The organism is Leifsonia sp. C5G2, assembly GCF_013359685.1.
GTDB lineage: Bacteria > Actinomycetota > Actinomycetes > Actinomycetales > Microbacteriaceae > Leifsonia.
In genome coordinates this window covers 195,367-208,874 of the sequence record NZ_JABFMV010000003.1, presented here as the reverse complement: position 1 = coordinate 208,874, position 13,508 = coordinate 195,367, and the positions used below count along the sequence as shown (strand labels likewise).

General features: G+C 71.6%; 12 protein-coding genes. 5 read left to right on the top strand and 7 right to left on the bottom strand.

Going from position 1 to position 13,508, the window contains the following annotated elements; translation table 11 throughout:
• Window positions 1–27: 27 nt before the first annotated feature.
• From HNO83_RS05720 to HNO83_RS05705, 4 genes are all read right to left on the bottom strand, one after another.
• The gene (locus HNO83_RS05720; protein ID WP_175336548.1) at window positions 28–2,088 is read right to left on the bottom strand and encodes a tetratricopeptide repeat protein; all 2,061 of its coding nucleotides are present in this window, start codon (window positions 2,086–2,088) and stop codon (window positions 28–30) included.
• The gene (locus tag HNO83_RS05715) at window positions 2,085–3,401 is read right to left on the bottom strand and encodes an ATP-binding protein (RefSeq protein ID WP_175336547.1); all 1,317 of its coding nucleotides are present in this window, start codon (window positions 3,399–3,401) and stop codon (window positions 2,085–2,087) included. Before HNO83_RS05715 ends, HNO83_RS05720 begins: the two co-directional genes overlap by 4 nt.
• 110 nt (window positions 3,402–3,511) lie before the next feature.
• Window positions 3,512–4,402 carry a prenyltransferase/squalene oxidase repeat-containing protein gene (locus HNO83_RS05710; protein WP_349627085.1) on the bottom strand — a complete coding sequence of 297 codons (891 nt, stop codon included), beginning with the start codon at window positions 4,400–4,402 and terminating at the stop codon, window positions 3,512–3,514.
• Window positions 4,403–4,520: 118 nt separating this feature from the next.
• Window positions 4,521–5,384 (bottom strand): helix-turn-helix transcriptional regulator, encoded by an 864-nt coding sequence (locus HNO83_RS05705; protein WP_175336545.1) that lies wholly within the window; start codon window positions 5,382–5,384, stop codon window positions 4,521–4,523.
• A 101-nt stretch (window positions 5,385–5,485) separates the two neighbouring features.
• Here HNO83_RS05705 and HNO83_RS05700 point away from each other — a divergent pair, with 101 nt between their 5' ends.
• A complete protein-coding gene (locus tag HNO83_RS05700) occupies window positions 5,486–6,244 on the top strand; it encodes an SDR family oxidoreductase (protein WP_175336544.1) in 759 nt (252 codons plus the stop codon).
• 39 nt (window positions 6,245–6,283) lie between these two features.
• Here HNO83_RS05700 and HNO83_RS05695 read toward each other — a convergent pair whose 3' ends face one another.
• Window positions 6,284–7,384, bottom strand: a complete 1,101-nt coding sequence (locus HNO83_RS05695; protein ID WP_175336543.1) for a DNA glycosylase AlkZ-like family protein — start codon at window positions 7,382–7,384, stop codon at window positions 6,284–6,286.
• A gap of 139 nt (window positions 7,385–7,523) precedes the next feature.
• Between HNO83_RS05695 and HNO83_RS05690 the strand changes: the two genes are divergently transcribed.
• Window positions 7,524–8,066 carry a hypothetical protein gene (locus HNO83_RS05690; RefSeq protein WP_175336542.1) on the top strand — a complete coding sequence of 181 codons (543 nt, stop codon included), beginning with the start codon at window positions 7,524–7,526 and terminating at the stop codon, window positions 8,064–8,066.
• A gap of 20 nt (window positions 8,067–8,086) precedes the next feature.
• On the opposite strand, the gene HNO83_RS05685 is transcribed toward HNO83_RS05690, so the two are convergent.
• The gene (locus tag HNO83_RS05685) at window positions 8,087–8,551 is read right to left on the bottom strand and encodes a DUF2000 domain-containing protein (protein ID WP_175336541.1); all 465 of its coding nucleotides are present in this window, start codon (window positions 8,549–8,551) and stop codon (window positions 8,087–8,089) included.
• Between the two features lie 103 nt (window positions 8,552–8,654).
• On the opposite strand from HNO83_RS05685, the gene HNO83_RS20550 reads away from it, so the two are divergent.
• Complete coding sequence (locus HNO83_RS20550; protein WP_175336540.1) at window positions 8,655–9,110, top strand: Lrp/AsnC family transcriptional regulator; 456 nt, start codon at window positions 8,655–8,657, stop codon at window positions 9,108–9,110.
• Window positions 9,111–9,166: 56 nt separating this feature from the next.
• Entirely contained in the window at window positions 9,167–9,988 is an 822-nt protein-coding gene (locus HNO83_RS05675) for an aldo/keto reductase (protein ID WP_175336539.1), read from the top strand.
• A gap of 13 nt (window positions 9,989–10,001) precedes the next feature.
• On the opposite strand, the gene HNO83_RS05670 is transcribed toward HNO83_RS05675, so the two are convergent.
• On the bottom strand, window positions 10,002–10,823 hold the full coding sequence (locus HNO83_RS05670) for a hypothetical protein (protein ID WP_249776518.1): 822 nt from the start codon (window positions 10,821–10,823) through the stop codon (window positions 10,002–10,004).
• A 120-nt stretch (window positions 10,824–10,943) separates the two neighbouring features.
• Here HNO83_RS05670 and HNO83_RS05665 point away from each other — a divergent pair, with 120 nt between their 5' ends.
• Entirely contained in the window at window positions 10,944–13,490 is a 2,547-nt protein-coding gene (locus HNO83_RS05665; RefSeq protein ID WP_175336538.1) for an ATP-dependent Clp protease ATP-binding subunit, read from the top strand.
• Window positions 13,491–13,508 lie beyond the last annotated feature (18 nt).

The window sequence follows — 13,508 nt, the reverse complement described above, 5'->3', positions numbered from 1 at the left end:
CCCCGGGCGATCACGGGGAGCGCGCTCTCATCGAGCAGAGCTGCTACAGAAGGCCGCAGCGCGGTTCGTCCGTTCCGAGACGACGACGCCGTCCACCAGCAGCCGGCAGCCGACGCTCTCGGTTGTCGAATCGGTCGTCACCCCCACGAACAGCGAGGTATCCGCTGCGGGATCGACGGTGTAGGTGCGCTCGAGGCTGCCGGTGAAGGAGACCTCGTCGCGAAACCCCTTTCCGCCCAGGCCTCCGGTGATCCAGAATGTGCCTCCTCCGTCGGCGGTGACGTGCACGACCGCCTGCTGAGTGGCCTCTCCATCGGTCGCCAGTGCCGTGCTGTACGGAACAGGCAGGGCGAGGGTCGGGCGGATCTGGCTGGGTATGGGCGGGATCGACGGTGCGGCATCGGAGCCGCCGAGCCTGCCCAGGTTCGCCAGGAGCGGGATGGCCATCGCCACGACGAGGATCGCCGCCCACCCCCACTGCCTGCGCCGCGGGAGGCCGTCCACCGGCGCTGCGATCCCGGCACGGTCGGCGGGGACGGGGTCGGCGTCGGCCGGTCCCGGAGGACGGCCCACGGGGGCCGTACCCTCGGCCTCCGTCTCCGCCTCCGCCGATGCATCTGTGCCGGCGAGCAACAGGATGACAACGGTCACGACGAGCGCCACCGTGCAGTACAGGGCGTTCGCCGACGCGGACGCCGACGGCGCGAAGGTCAGCAGTGCGGCGTAGAGCGCGCTCAGGACTGCCATCCGTCGGCACCACCGTCGCCACCGGCGCCGCTGAGATGCGCGGAATTCCGTCAGCCCCTGCCGGCCCATCCGTCGCAGCACAGGGGTCCCGCGGATGAGCGCGTACAGCAGGAGGAGCGTCAGGGCGGCCCGGTACATCCACGGCCATCCGCTCAACAGCAGAGGTGCTGTGAGGTAGCCGACCAGGGCGTAGCGCATTCCGGTGTAGCGCATCAGCGGCACGGGGGTCGGAGGGCCCTCGACGACGTAGTGCCGGGTCGTTTCGGGGCGATACGAGCGCAGTGCCCAGGTGTAGGCGAAGGTGCCCCAGCCTGCGGCCGCGGACATCCCGCCCACTGCGACGGCGAGCCGCCCGGCGTCGCCGCCGGCGGGCAGGGCCAGCAGCGCGGCCAGGAGGGCGCACATCCCGACGACCGCAGCACACCACAGCACCCACCGGACGGGCCGCGCTCGCCGGTACCCGGCCAGGTCCGTCGCACGGAGCGCGGCGCCCGTGCGCCAGAACATGAGCGCGAGCAGGAGCAGCTCGACCGCGACGAGCGGCTTGTAGAGCAGCGGCCAGCCGGTAAGGGCGAGCGTGCCGCCGAACAGTCCGGCGAAGGCGCAGAGGAACCACCCGTGCTGCATGGCGTCCCCGGTGGCCCGGAGCAGGACCTTCCGTGCCGTCTCGTCGTCCGGTGCAGTGCTCAGCGCGGCGCGGGCGTAGGCGGTGGCGGCGGCCGTCTCCTGGTTCTGCGCCTCCAGGCGAGCCAGCAACGAGAGCAGCTCCGCGTTGTCCGGAAAGAGCGCGAGCGCATCCCTCACCTCGTCGGTCGCGCGCTCCATGTCCCCGAGGAAGGTGATCGTGTACAGGCTGCGTACCACAGCCGCGGTGAGATCCTTCGGACCTTCTTCCGCAAGCCGGTCTACGATGCGCTTCGCCTCCTTCCCCCAGGCAGCACGGCGGGGTTCGTCGGCGGGCGCATCCTGGAACGCGTCGGCGAGTGCCAGGTACCGGCAGCGCAGCGCAGGCGCCCACAGAGGGTGCCGCTCCACCACCGTCGCGCTCAACTCCAGCGCCCGCTCGTCATCGTCGAGTCGGCGCGCCGCATCCGCCGCGCTGATGAGCGCGGAGCCGTCGGCGGGATCCCCGGCCAAAGCGGCGTCGGCGAGATCGGCGGCTCGCCGGAAGTCTCCCTGCGCGTACGCCACGTCGCTGAGTTCGACCAGGAGTCCGACGTGGTCAGGTTCCTGCGCGAGTGCCCGCCCCAGGATGTCCGCCGCGTGATCGAGTCGCCCGAGCTCGCGCAGCATCCGGCCGCGCTCGAGCGCGCGAGCGGACGGGTCGGAGTCGTCTGTCATCGGCGACGGCGTTTCGGCGACCGGGCGGCGGCCAGGTAATCCGCCAACTCGTCGTACTCGCCCGCCGTGTTCGCGAACTCGACGACATTGCGGGCGGTCTGCAGCCACGGTCCCACCGACGGCTGTACATCGTCGATGGCGGCGAGCAACTCCCGCATCCCGACCAGGCGGGGCTCGCCGCCGCGGATGGAGTCCATCAGTGCTGCCTCGACGGCGGTTGCACAGACATGCGCGACGTCGGCGCCGGAGAAGCCGTCGGTGCGCTGTGCAAGCTGGTCGAGGTCGATGCCTTCGACCGGTCGCGTCGCCAGATGCGCGCGAAAGATCGCCGCCCGCGCGATCTCGTCGGGCGGGGCGACCAGGATGGTCCGGTCGAACCGGCCGGGGCGCCGGAGCGCCGGGTCGACATCCCACGGCGCGTTGGTCGCCCCGACGACGTAGACGCCGGTGTTGTCGGAGCCGACCCCGTCGAGCTCGGCCAGGAGCTGATTCACCGTCGTGCGCATGGCCCCGCTGCCCAGGGTGGAACGGCGCGCGCCGAGCGCATCCAGCTCATCGAAGAAGATGACGGTGGGCGCCGAGCGACGGGCGTCTGCGAAGAGTCGCTGGAGGTTGCGCTCCGACTGCCCGAGGTACATGTCGAGGACGTCGGCGATGCCCACCTCGATGAAACCGGCGTCCAACTCACCGGCGAGCGCACGGCCGAGGAAGGTCTTGCCGCAGCCGGGCGGCCCGTAGAGCAGAAGCCCACCTCTGAGGTCGAGCCGGTACAGCGCCGCGAGCTCGGGGTTGCGCAGCGGGACGAGGAAGCTCGCTTCGATCCGTGCCTTCGCCTGCTCCATGCCGGCGACGTCGGCCAGAGTGACCTCCGGGCGCGTTGTGGGCGCGGAGGCCGCGTCGTCGTCGCGCTCTGGAGACGGCCCGGTGACGAAGACCGGGTGGGCCGCGTCGCCGAGGTCGGCGGCGGCGGCCTCCCAATCGAACTCTGGGGAGGACGTGGCGGCGGTGCCGGTGCCGGTGTCCGTCGACATCCGATCGTCGTCGCCGACCGTCGCGTCTCCGTCCACCTTCGCGTCTGGCGCGATCGCGTCTGGCACGGTCGCACCGAGCGCTTCAGTGATCCGCCCGACCAGAAGAGCGGCCACCTGGTCGGCGGGGTCCCGTTCGAGCACGCGGGCGCACTCCGAGAGCGCTTCGGTCGGTCGGCCTGCGAGGTGGAGCTGTTCGGCCAGGCGCAGGCGCAGGCCTGTGTCATCGGGGAGAGCGTTGGAGGCGCGCCGGAGCACCTCGATCAGGTCCACCGTTTCGGTCATGTCGAATCCTCCCGCGATCAGGGTGACAGCGTTCTGGCCCTACTCATAGAGACCTAGTACGCGTGCATTCCTGACGTGGGAACGCCGGAGGCGAAGCCGCCGCTCTTCGTCTATGCGCCGGCCCAGTCGAGCACACGGAGGGCGCGGAGCGTGTTCCACCTGCTCGGCTCGCCGACGGTCTCCAGCGCGACCGCGGGACGGCCGGGGAGCGGGGGGTTGAGCGTCCAGCGGCCGTCGGCGCCACGCTGCCTCGCTATGACCTCGACCGCCTCCTCCGCCCGTTCGTCGTAAGGGAGGCCGGCGGTGCGCAGGTGGTCGAGGCCGCGCAGCACGTCGTAGCGCCAGTAGTAGGGGAACGCGGCCGCGAGCCAGCCCTCGTCGATGAGTTCTCCGGTGGATCGGCGGCGCATCATCCCGCGCTCCAGGAGGTACTCCTGGCCGCGGTGCAGCGGCTCGGCGACGTCGGTCGGCCCGCCGGCGTCGCGGTAGGCGGCGAGCGCCTCGACGACGCAGACGGTGCTGTGGAAGGAGCCGGGATCGTCCCGGGTCTCGGCGTAGCAGTTCCAGCCGCCGTCGGACTGCTGGGTGTCGAGCAGCTTTCCCAGCATCGTCTCGGTGGCGTGGCCGTACGGCGCGCCCGCGGTCAGCACCCGGCCGTTGATGCACGGCTCGACCTCGCCGTCGAAGAAGGGGCTGTGTCCCCACTCCTCGCCCCAGTCGACCCCCGCCGCCGTCCGGTCGAGCGCGGCGCGCGTCCTGTCGCCATCGGCGCCGAGCAGGGCGAGCAGCAGCACGACGCTGTCGGTCGCGTCCCGGTCCTCCGGCTTCCAGACCGTCCCGCCCCAGGTGCCGGACGCGTCCTGCTGGTCGAGCAGGTGCGCTCCCCAGCCCTCGGTCTCGACCCTGGCCCGCTCGGCCCGGACCTCATCCTCCGGCGCACCGACCAGATCGCGCAGCGTCTGCCAGCGGATCGCCGGATCTCCCCCCAGCAGCCACTCCACCACCGGATCCTCGCGACTCCACCGTCCCCCGTTCACCCCGCCACCGTACGACCTCCCCCAACCCCGGCCAAGAGCTCCTGAGTTCTTCGAGCGAATCGCCGCGGAATTCTCGAAGAACTCAGGAGCTCTTGGCCGGGGCGGAGGGGGCGAAGGATTGGGTGCCCAGGACGCCGAGGAGGGCGAGCTTCTCGGCGGCTTCGGTGCGCGGAGCGGCGGTCAGCACGAGCAGGCACTGCGACTGGTCCTCGGTGAACAGCGCCTGGCAGTCCAGCTCGATCGCGCCGAGCTCGGGATGCAGGAGGGTCTTGTGGTCCTCGAACCGGCGGGCGACCTCGTGCCGCTCCCACAGCGCGGCGAATTCCGGGCTCTCGGCCAGCAACGCGCGCACCAGCTCACCGGCGCGGGACCGCGGGCCCATCGTGCCGTACGCGTCCCGCAGCGAGGCGACCTGCGCGCGGCTCTGGCGCTCGCGGTCGTCCTCGGGGTACTGCGCGCGTGCGGTCTCCGGCTCGGTGAACCAGCGGTAGTACTCGCTGCGCGCGAGCCCCGTGTACCCGGACCGGTCGCCCAGCAGGGCAACGGCCATCCGGTTCTGCACCAGCGTCTCGCCGGTGGACGACAGCACGAGCGCCGGGGTGTCCTGCAGCCGGTCGAGCACACGCTGAAGGGCGGGGGAGAGGTGATCGCCCGCCGAGATCCGGTCCGGGGTGTTGTGCCCGGCGACGCGGTAGAGGTAGTCCCGTTCGTCGGCCGTCAGCCGGAGGGCACGGGCGAGGGAGGCGAGCATCTGGTCGCTCGGCTGCGGCCCGCGCCGCTGCTCCAGCCGCGTGTAGTAGTCGGTCGACATGGCCGCGAGGAGCGCGACCTCCTCCCGCCGCAGCCCGGGAGCACGGCGGCGGGCACCCGGCGGAAGGCCGACGTCCTCCGGGCGCAGCGTCTCGCGGTGCCGCCGGAGGAAGTCGGCGAGGGCGGAACGATCCATGACTCCATGATGGCGGCCCGGCCCACGGCGAACCAGGGACCGCCGATCCCTGGACGACCGCTCCACTTCCTCCGGGCGCCGGGCCTGCGCACGCTGTGGTCATGGACATCACAGGGAACACCGTCTTCATCCCCGGCGCCACCAGCGGCATCGGGCTCGCCCTCGCCGTCGCCCTGCACGAGCGCGGCAACACCGTCGTCGTCGGAGGACGTCGCACCGAACTCCTCGAGCGGATCGCCGCGGAGCACCCCGGAATCGGCACAGTCCGCATCGACACTGCGGATCCGGAGAGCATCCGGGCGGCCGCGGCGCAGGTGCTCGCCGCCCATCCCGACCTCAACGTGCTCGTCGCGATGGCCGGCATCATGCGGGCCGAGGACTGGCACACGCCCGCCGGCTTCCTCGACTCCGCCGAGGCGACGATCACGACCAACATCCTCGGCCCGATCCGGCTCATCGCCGCGTTCGTCGAGCACCTTCAGACCCGGCCCGACGCCACCATCGTCACCGTCTCGTCCGGGCTCGCCTTCACGCCGCTGAAGGTCACACCCAGCTACAACGCCAGCAAGGCGGCCATCCACATGCTCAGCGAGAGCATCCGTCTGCAGCTGGCCGACACGAGCGTGAAGGTCGTGGAGCTGGAGCCGCCGTCGGTCGCCACGGACCTCATGCCCGGTCAGCGCGAGAGCTCCTTCGCGATGCCGCTCGACGCGTTCGTCGCCGAGGTCATGCAGCTCATCGAGACGCAGCCGGATGCGAAGGAGCTGCAGGTCGAGCGGGTCAAGTTCCTGCGCTACGGAGAGGCGCGCGGCGACTACGACCGGGTCGTCGAGGTGCTCAACGCCTCCGACCCGCACTAGCGGGCCGCCGATTCGTGCCGAATGCGCGTTTCGGCGCCGTCATTCCGCTGATTGGGCACGAATCTCGGGGGTGAGTCCCAGCCAGGCGGCGAGGTCGGCGATCGCGTGGTCGACGTCGTCGCGTGCGGCGGCGTCGAGGGGTTCGTCCTCGTGGACGGCGTCGACGCGCAGCACCCCGGCCTTGCGGTCGGCGGTCGCGTCGAGCTTCCCGACCAGGCGGTCGCCGTGCAGGATCGGCAGCGCGAAGTAGCCCCAGCGGCGCTTCGCCGCCGGCTTGTACATCTCGAGCAGGTACTCGAAGCCGAACAGCTCCTGCGAGCGCACGCGGTCGTGGATGAGGCGGTCGAACGGCGAGAGCAGGGCCGTGCGCCCCGCGAACGGCTTCCCGACCGCCTCCGGATCGACCCGCCAGACCCGGTCGCTGCCCTCGACCCGCGCGGGCGCACCGGCGTCGCCGACGAGCTGGGGACGCGCGATGCCCAGCGCCCGCAGGCGGCGCTCGTCGCGCAGCCGGGCCGCCTCGGCCTCCGGCACCACCGCGATGTCGGTCGGGTACACGCGCTCGGCGAGATCCCACGTGCGCTGCCGGCCGATCCGGCCCGCGACGGCGACCTCGCCGCGCCCCTGCAGCAGCTCCAGCATGTGGGTGACGTTCTTGTCGTGCGTCCAGCCGGTCGAGGTCCACGGCACCTCCGCGGTGTCCGGGATGTCCTTCGACAGCAGCGGACCGGCGCCGCGCAGCCGGTCGAGCACGTCGCGCCGGAACCGGGGATTCGCCTCCAGCCACGCCCGCCAGCCCCCGTGCGCGGGCCCGGAGGACATGCGGTCGAGGTTGAGCGCCAGGTCGGAGACCGGGCGGAGCATCGCGAACGGAGGCTGCACCGGGTCGTCCTGCGCCTTCAGCTCGTACAGCGCCCGGTCACGCTCGACCGCGGCCTGCAGCTGCTCCGGACGGTAGGCCGCGCCGATCCGCGTGTAGGCGATTAGGTCGGCGCTCGGCGCGATCGCCGCCGTCGGGTCCAGCTGCACGAACGTGAGGTGCTCAACCAGTGGCACGAGCTCCGCCGGGCGGTCGGCGTCGAGGCGCTGCGCGCGCACGGCGATGCGGCGCGCTTCGTCGCGGTCCAGGGCGATCTCCATGACCGAACGGTACCGGCTGCGACCGACACCGACCCCTCTTCCCCCGCTCTCGCTCCGGGGGATAGCATCCACGAGCACGGTCACCGACGGCGTCGGAAGGGGCGATCATGCGGCCGGAACCACAGCGGATCGTCGGCTGATGGACCTCAACGAGGAGGATGCCGGCGGCGACGCCACGCGCCTCCAGCGGCGGCTGTGGCGGCACTGGGGAACGCCCGCATCCATCTACGGGACCATCGTCTACGCGAGCGTCGTCGCGGCGGCGTCGGGGGAGCGCGACGACCAGGCCTCCGCCGTGCGGCTGCTCATCTTCAGCCTGGTCAGCATCGTCGTCTTCTGGCTGGCGCACGTGTACTCCACCGCGCTCGGCTTCCACGGCGACTCCACGCGGCTCGGCGACCGGGTGAGCGCGTCGATCCGGCACGCGCTGCGCGAATCCGGCGGGATGCTGGAGGCGGCGATCGTGCCGAGCGTGCCGCTGCTGCTGGCCGCGCTCGGGGTGCTCCCCGCAGACCTGGGGGTGGCGCTCGCGCTGTGGCTCGCGGTCGTCATGCTGGCCGTGCTGGGCTACTCGGTCTTCCTCATGCGCGGCCGGCCGTTCGTGGTCTGCCTGGTCGGCGCCCTCATCACCGGCGCGTTCGGGGTCGTCGTCATCCTGCTGAAGAGCGCGCTGCAGCACTGACCCGGGACGCGGGGCCGACATCAGAGCAGGGCCAGCCTCCCGACGATGCGGTCGACGCGGTTGCGCGGGCCGACCACGCTGACGGCGTAGTAGGGGAGGGCGTCGCCCTCGTTCTCAGCCACCGCGGCGAGGTACTCGTCGTAGACGCGCGTCTGCTGCGCCGCCGCGGGCATGTCCGCGACGAACACGTCGTCCGCTGCGGCCGCCTTCGCCCGGATGACGGCCAGCTGGGCGGCGGGCGCCCGCAGCACCGAGCACCCCGCCCACGGCAGGCCGGGGTGGGTGCTGCCGTCGGCATCCACCGCGTCCGGTCCCAGGAGGCCGCCGACCCCGGCAGCGGTCGCGGCGGCGGTGCAGCTGGCCGCGTTGGCCGCGAGCCCTGCCGGCAGCGACTCGTCGACGACGACCACCCACTTGAGGCGAGCGGAGCGGGTCGGGGAGGAGGTATCCACCTCGTCCGGCTGGAATCCGACTGCTGCGGTCATCGAGCATCCCTTCGTTCGGTCGTCGATCACAGAACCTAGCGACCGCGCGAGCAACGCGCTGAGAATCCGAACGATATTCGGCGGACGTCCTAGAATCGACGGCGTGGACGAACTTGATCGGGCGATCCTGCGCGAACTCCAGTCGGATGCGCGCCGCAGCAACCGGGACGTCGCCGCTGCGGTCGGCGTCTCGCCGAGCACCGCGCTCGAGCGCACGCGGGCGCTGCGGAGGCGCGGCATCATCCGCGGCGCGAGCCTCGACGTCGACCTCGCCGCGATCGGACGGCCGGTGCAGGCCCTCATCGTCGTGCGGGTGCGGCCGCCGTCGCGGCCGGTGATCGAGGGCTTCCGCGACTGGGTTGCCTCGCTGCCGGAGACCATCGGCGTGTTCGTGACGAGCGGCAACGAGGACTTCATCATCCACGTCGCCGTCGCCGACAACGACAGCCTCTACGCGTTCGTCATCGACCGGCTCACGCAGCGGCGCGAGATCGCCGACGTGCGCACGTCCATCGTCTACGAGCACCTGCGCGACGGGAGCCCCGAACCGGTGGACTGAGCCGCAGGCGGGACTACGATGTGCGGCACCGCATCCCTCGAGAGGAAGATTCCCCCATGCCTGCTCTGACCGACACCTTCACCCTGTCCAACGGCGTGACCATCCCCAAGATCGGCTTCGGCACCTGGCAGATCCCCGACGGGAACGAGACCTACGACTCCGTCCGCACCGCCCTCGACGCCGGCTACCGGCACATCGACACGGCCCGCGCCTACGGCAACGAGCAGAGCGTCGGCCGGGCGGTCCGCGACAGCGGCATCCCGCGCGAGGACATCTTCATCACCACGAAGTGCCCCGCCGAGGTGAAGGACGCTGAGGGTGCCCGGCACGCGTTCGACCAGTCGACGAAGCTGCTCGACCTCGGGCCGATCGACCTCTACCTGATCCACGCGCCGTGGCCGTGGAACGCCATCGGCAGCGACCACCGCGCGGGCAACATCGAGGTCTGGAAGGTGTTCGAGGAGGTGTACGAGCAGGGCCTGACGCGCAGCATCGGCGTCAGCAACTTCGAGGTCGCCGACCTGGAGTCGCTCATCGACGCGACCGAGGTCGTGCCGCACGCAAACCAGATCCGCTGGTTCGTCGGCAACACCCAGCCGGAGACGACGGCCTACTGCCAGGAGCGCGACATCCTCGTCGAGGGCTACTCGCCGCTGGCGACCGGCCGGCTGCTCGACAACGAGGACATCGCCGCCATCGCGGCGAAGTACGGCAAGTCGGTCGCGCAGGTCAGCATCCGCTACCTGCTGCAGAAGGACGTGCTCCCGCTCCCGAAGTCGACCACGCCGGAGCGCATCCGCGAGAACGCGGACGTCGACTTCGAGCTGTCGCCGGAGGATGTGGCCACGCTCGACGCGCTGGACGCGGGGGACCGCTGAGCGGCCATCCGCCTCAGCGCCGCGAGGCGGCCAGGTTGATCGGGACGCCGTACTTCAGCTGATCGGGGTCGCCCGCCATCCACGGGTTGAGCCAGAGCAGCTGCACCTCGGTGATGCCGAACCGGCGCGCCACCATGTAGACGGTGTCGTACGGGTTCGGAACATAGTCGGTGATCACGCCGTCCTGGACGGTTGCCTGCCCGTGCGCGAAGGTCGCGACTCCGTGGTCCACCGCCGTCAGGCCGGGGTAGGGCGAGGGGAGGGTCCACGCGATGGGCGCTGCGGCGAGGACGGGTCCCTCACCCGCCACGTTGACCTCCACCGAGTGCAGGAACGTCGGGTCGCCGAACATCACCTCGTCGCCGCCGAGCGGGAGGACCAGCTCGCCGTCGGCGGTCACCGAGGCGAGATCGGAGACCAGGCCGAACTGGAGGTGCTCGATCGGGTCGGGGAGTCCGTCGTGCCGCGCAGTCGAGAGCACGATGGCGTAATCGGCGATCGCGGTCGCCGCCGCGGCGGGGTCGTCCAGGCGGAGCCGCACCTCGACCTGGCCCGACGAGTTCACGACGATCGTGAGCTTACCCGTGGGGGGATGCTGCGCCCGTGGGTCGTCGAACGGCTCGTGGTCGATGATCTGCAGGTCGCCCGTGCCGATCGTCTGGCCCTTCTTGAGGAGTTGCGGCAGCTGCTGTGCCAGCGGTACGGCGCTCGGCGTCGCGGTCGGTGTCGGCGTCTTGGCGGCCTGCGCCGGCAGCAGCGAACAGGCCGACAGCGTCATTCCGGCCAGCCCCACGATGATGGCCGCAGCGACGCGACCCGCCCCCATTCGGATCATGCTCCGACCCTAGTGGATGCGCGCTCGCCGCATCCCGGAATGCTGCATCCCGGAATAAAGGCGCCCCTCCTGCGTTGGACTTGAGTGCACAAGGCTCAACTTTGAGAAACAGGAGAACACGTGCCTGAGAACTTCACTCCCGACGGTGACGGCAGCAACTCGTTCGACGAGTTCCTCTCCCGCTACCTCGCGGGTGAGCGTGCGCGCAACGCACGCTCCATCGACATCAGCCGCTTCCTCAGCCGGCGCACCCAGGAGCTGCTGGCCGAGGCCGGCCGCTTCGCGCTGCAGCACGGGCACAGCGAGCTCGACGCCCTCCACGTCCTGCGTGTGATGGCCGAGCAGGAGCCCGCGTCCGACGCCATGCGCCGCATCGGCGTCGACCCGGCACGGGTCGCGCAGGCCGCCGAGTCGCGGCTCCCCGCCCCCGGCGACGTCATCCACGCCGACGGGGCCTCCATCACGGGCGCCCTGCAGCGCGCGCTGTTCCACGCGTACCAGGTGGCGCAGGCGTCCGGATCCACCTACATCGACCCCGAGCACCTCTTCTTCGCGCTCGTGATCGGGCGGGACGCCCCCGCCGGTCGCGTGCTGCAGGCCGCCGGCGTGACGCCGGAGTCCCTCACCGAGACGATGCGCGAGAGCGCGACCGTCGGCGCGGGGCAGCCGGGCGAGCAGGAGTCCGCGGCGAGCGAGTCGCAGACCCCGATGCTCGACCAGTTCGGCACCGACCTGACCGCGCTCGCGCGAGACGGCAAGCTCGACCCGGTCATCGGCCGCCTCGACGAGATCGAGCAGACGGTCGAGATCCTCTCCCGCCGCACCAAGAACAACCCGGTGCTGGTCGGCGAGGCCGGCGTCGGCAAGACCGCGATCGTGGAGGGCCTGGCCCGCGCGATCGTGGCGGGCGACGTCCCCGAGCAGCTGCAGGACAAGAAGGTCGTCTCGCTCGACCTCGCCGGCATGGTGGCGGGCACCCGCTACCGCGGCGACTTCGAGGAGCGGCTCACCAAGCTCATGGACGAGATCGGCGACGGCAAGGACGAGCTGATCGTGTTCATCGACGAGCTGCACACCGTCGTCGGCGCCGGGGGTTCCGGCGAGTCGGGCGGCATGGACGCGGGCAACATCCTGAAGCCCCGCCTCGCCCGCGGCGACCTGCACCTGGTCGGAGCGACCACGCTCAAGGAGTACCGCCGCATCGAGAAGGACCCGGCGCTGGAGCGCCGCTTCCAGCCGGTGACCGTGGGCGAGCCGTCCGTCGAGGACGCCGTGCTCATCCTCGACGGCCTGCGCGGCGCCTACGAGGAGCACCACGGCGTGCAGTACACCCCGGACGCGATCCGCGCGGCCGTGGAGCTGTCCGACCGCTACATCTCCGACCGCTTCCTGCCGGACAAGGCCATCGACCTGATCGACCAGGCCGGCGCACGCCTGCGCCTGTCGCTCGGCAAGCGCGTCGACACCTCCGCCCTGATGGAGCGCCTGGCCACGCTGGAGTCCGAGAAGAACTCCGCCGTCGCGGCCGAGCACTACGAGGAGGCGTCCCGCCTGCGCGACGAGATCGAGGACGTGCAGCGGCAGCTGGACGACCTCGCGACCGCACCCCGAGTGGAGGCCGTGGTCGGCGAGCCCGAGATCGCGTCCATCGTGTCGCGTGCCACCGGCATCCCGGTGTCCCGCGTCGGCGAGGCCGACCGCGAGCGCCTGGCCCGGCTGGAGTCGGAGCTGCACGAGCGCGTGATCGGCCAGGACGACGCGGTCGTCGCGGTGGCGAAGGCCGTCCGGCGCAACCGCACCGGCCTCGGCGACGAGCGCCGCCCGGTCGGGAGCTTCCTCTTCCTCGGCCCGACCGGTGTCGGCAAGACCGAGCTGGCGAAGTCGCTCGCGGCCTCGCTGTTCGGCTCCGAGAAGGCGATGCTGCGGTTCGACATGAGCGAGTTCGGCGAGCGCCACACCGTCGCCCGCCTGGTCGGCGCCCCTCCCGGGTACGTCGGCTACGACGAGGCCGGTCAGCTGACCGAGCGCGTGCGCCGCAACCCGTACTCGGTGGTGCTGTTCGACGAGATCGAGAAGGCGCACCCGGACGTGTTCAACCTGCTGCTGCAGGTGCTCGACGACGGACGCCTCACCGACGGCCAGGGCCGCACGGTCGACTTCCGCAACACGGTCGTCATCATGACCTCGAACCTGGGTTCGGAGTTCCTGGCGTCTCGCAGCGGCGCGCTCGGCTTCGTGCCGGCCGGGTCGGACGGCTTCGCGTCGGAGAAGGACATCCGCGACCGCGTCATGGGGAAGCTCCGTGAGGCGATGCGTCCGGAGTTCCTGAACCGCATCGACGAGATCGTGCTGTTCCGCAAGCTCGACGCCGAGCAGCTGCGCGACATCGTGCGCCTGCTGCTGAACGCGACCGCCGCCCGGCTGTCCGCCCGCGACATCGCCTTCGAGGCGACGGATGCGGCGGTCGCCTGGATCGCGGACGCCGGCTACGAGCCCGAGTACGGCGCCCGCCCGCTCCGCCGCGTGATCCAGCGCGAGGTGGACGACCGCATCGCCGACCTGATGGTCAGCGGCGAGGTCGAGGAGGGCGGCCGCGTGATCGTGGACGCCGCCGACGGCGCGCTCCGCGTCGCCGCGGCCCCCGCGTCCCTCCCGATCGCGGCGTAACCGTCCCGTCCCGTCCCA

Bases quoted from the DNA above. Each gene is read 5' to 3' on its own strand.
- HNO83_RS05715 (WP_175336547.1), bottom strand. From the start codon at position 3,401: ATGACCGAAACGGTGGACCTGATCGAGGTGCTCCGGCGCGCCTCCAAC.
- HNO83_RS05695 (WP_175336543.1), bottom strand. From the start codon at position 7,384: ATGGAGATCGCCCTGGACCGCGACGAAGCGCGCCGCATCGCCGTGCGC.
- HNO83_RS05720 (WP_175336548.1), bottom strand. From the start codon at position 2,088: ATGACAGACGACTCCGACCCGTCCGCTCGCGCGCTCGAGCGCGGCCGG.
- HNO83_RS05690 (WP_175336542.1), top strand. From the start codon at position 7,524: ATGGACCTCAACGAGGAGGATGCCGGCGGCGACGCCACGCGCCTCCAG.
- HNO83_RS05700 (WP_175336544.1), top strand. From the start codon at position 5,486: ATGGACATCACAGGGAACACCGTCTTCATCCCCGGCGCCACCAGCGGC.
- HNO83_RS05705 (WP_175336545.1), bottom strand. From the start codon at position 5,384: ATGGATCGTTCCGCCCTCGCCGACTTCCTCCGGCGGCACCGCGAGACG.
- HNO83_RS05670 (WP_249776518.1), bottom strand. From the start codon at position 10,823: ATGATCCGAATGGGGGCGGGTCGCGTCGCTGCGGCCATCATCGTGGGG.
- HNO83_RS05675 (WP_175336539.1), top strand. From the start codon at position 9,167: ATGCCTGCTCTGACCGACACCTTCACCCTGTCCAACGGCGTGACCATC.
- HNO83_RS05685 (WP_175336541.1), bottom strand. From the start codon at position 8,551: ATGACCGCAGCAGTCGGATTCCAGCCGGACGAGGTGGATACCTCCTCC.